Genomic DNA, 2650 nt, shown 5'->3' with positions numbered 1-2650 from the left:
TGGACTATTTATAACGCTTCAAATTCTGGTTTGCCTTCAAATTATATCAACGCAATCGCCATAGATGGACAGGATAATTTATGGATTGGGACAGAGGAAGGGCTTGCAAAATTTGATGGTGTGAACTGGACTGTTTATAACTCTTCAAACTCTGGTTTGCCATCTAAATATGTTAATGCAATTGCCTTTGATAAAGAAGGTAATAAATGGATTGGTACAAATAACGGACTTGCAAAGTTTGATGGTGTGAATTGGACGGTTTATAAGACTTATAATTCTGGATTACCTGATAATTCAGTTAAGACAATTGTGATAGATATCTCTGGTAACAAATGGATTGGTACTTGGGGATATGGACTTGCAGTTTATCGTGAGGGTGGAGTGATAATTAAAGTCGAAGATGAAAAAACAAAATTTCCTGAAAAGTACGTGCTATATCAAAACTATCCTAATCCATTTAATCCAAATACAAAAATTGAATTTGAGTTACCAGAAAAGGCGAATATAAAATTGACAATAAATGATATACTTGGTCGAGAGATAGAAAAACTTGTTGATAAGGAATATAACTCAGGAAAATATCAAGTAGAGTTTAATGGAAGTAATTTACCAGGTGGAGTTTACTTTTATAGATTAGAGGCAGGAAAATTCGTGAGTGTGAAGAAAATGATATTATTGAAGTAATGACTTAGGAGAGAGGAATACTTTTGAAATTGTTGTGTTTTTATGAAGCAAAAATTTGTGTAAAAACTAATTGCGTTAAACAAATAGGGAGGATTAATCCATGAAAAAAATAACAAAGAAAATCAAACTTTATGCTTTAATTTCGCTCTTTTTAACCTTGAATGGTTTTTTATTTGCACAATCGCAAGATTGGATCGTTTATACTAATAGTAAACTGATTAACTGTCTTGCTAAAGAAGGAAATTATCTCTGGATTGGTACAAATGGAGGTGGACTTGTTAAGTTAAATAGAACAACGGGTGAATTTATTATCTATGATAAATTAAATTCTGGATTACCAAACAATTTCATTTATTCTATTGTAATTGATAATCAAGGTAATAAATGGATTGGAACAAATGGTAATGGGCTTATAAAATTTGATGGCGCAAATTGGATTGTCTATAATATGTATAATTCTGGATTACCCGATAATTATGTGCGAACAATAACTATTGATGGACAGGGAAATAAATGGATTGGTACATATGGTCGTGGTCTTGTCAAATTTGATGATGTAAATTGGACAGTTTATAATTCATCTAATTCTGGTTTACCTGATAATGATGTTATGACAATAGCTTTGGACTTTATGGGAAATAAATGGATTGGAACTGAAGGGGGTGGACTTGCAATTTTTAATGATGTAAGTTGGACAGTTTATAACACTTCTAATTCTAATCTCCCATCAAACTTAGTTTATAAGATAACAATCGATAATTTTAAGAATAAATGGATTGGGACATTAGGTGGTGGACTTGCAAAACTGGATAGTTCAAATAATTGGACCATTTATAAAACTTCGAATTCTGGTTTACCTGATAATTCAATTTACGATATAATTTTGGACGAGCAAGGAAACAAATGGATCGGTACTGATTATGGAGGGCTTGTAAAATTCGATGGAATAAATTGGAATGTCTACAATAAATCAAATTCTGGCTTGCCGAATAATAGTGTAAGAGCAATAATTATAGATGAACAGGATATCAAGTGGATTGGTACATACGGTGGAGAATTAACTAAGTTTGATGGAATTAATTGGAACATATTCAATATTTCAAAATCCGGTATACCAGATCTATTCATTCGTGAAATTACCATTGATGAAACTGGAAATATTTGGATAGGTACACAAAATAGTGGAGTTGCAAAGTTCGATGGAATCAATTGGGTAAATTACAATATTTCAAATTCAGGTTTACCTAAAAACAGAATAAATGTGATCTTTATTGATGGGGATGGAAGTAAATGGATAGGTACTGATGGGGGTGGACTTGCTAAGTTTGACGGTACAAATTGGACTATTTATAAAACTACTAATTCAGGTCTACCTAATAACAGCGTCACTGCTATTGTTTCGGATAACCTGGGTAGCAAGTGGATTGGAACTTTTGGTGGTGGACTTGCAAAATTTGACGGGCAAAATTGGATTACTTATAACACTTCCAATTCAGGATTACCATCTAATTATATTCGAACAATTGCTATTGATAATAATGGAATTATATGGGTTGGAACTGAATTGGGTGGACTTGTTAAGTTTGATGGGTCTAATTGGGTTGTTTATAATGTATCTAATTCTTACTTACCAGACAATGATGTTTCAGCGATAGTTATTGAAAATTATGATACATTATGGGTTGCTACTATAGGTGGAGGTGTCGCCAAAATTAAAGTTTTACCTCAAGATAGTTTGTTATGGACAGTATATAATCCTTCAAATTCAGGTTTACCAAATTATTTTGTATATGATATTAAAATTGATAAGGATCATAATTTATGGTTTGCTACACACGGTGGTGGTATTGCAAAGTTGGTAGATTCTATTTGGTTTGTCTTTAAAACATCAAATTCAGGTTTGCCTATTGATTATGTTAATAAATTATTCATTGACGGTAAAAATAATAAGTGGATCGGTACCTTT

Annotated in this window: 2 protein-coding genes; both read left to right on the top strand. The window is 32.1% G+C overall.

Annotated elements, in window-relative coordinates; all coding sequences use genetic code 11:
- Positions 1-684, top strand: a 684-nt coding sequence (locus tag FKZ43_RS09635) for a two-component regulator propeller domain-containing protein (RefSeq protein ID WP_181180333.1), incomplete at its 5' end; no start/stop codon positions are given.
- Between the two features lie 100 nt (positions 685-784).
- The coding region (locus tag FKZ43_RS09630) for a ligand-binding sensor domain-containing protein (RefSeq protein ID WP_320415057.1) at positions 785-2650 on the top strand (1866 nt) is incomplete at its 3' end.

It is taken from the genome of Candidatus Thermokryptus mobilis (genome assembly GCF_900070205.1).
GTDB lineage: Bacteria > Bacteroidota > Ignavibacteria > Kryptoniales > Kryptoniaceae > Kryptonium > Kryptonium mobile.
The sequence above is the reverse complement of the archived record's forward strand: the minus strand, read 5'-3'. Positions and strand labels throughout refer to the sequence as shown.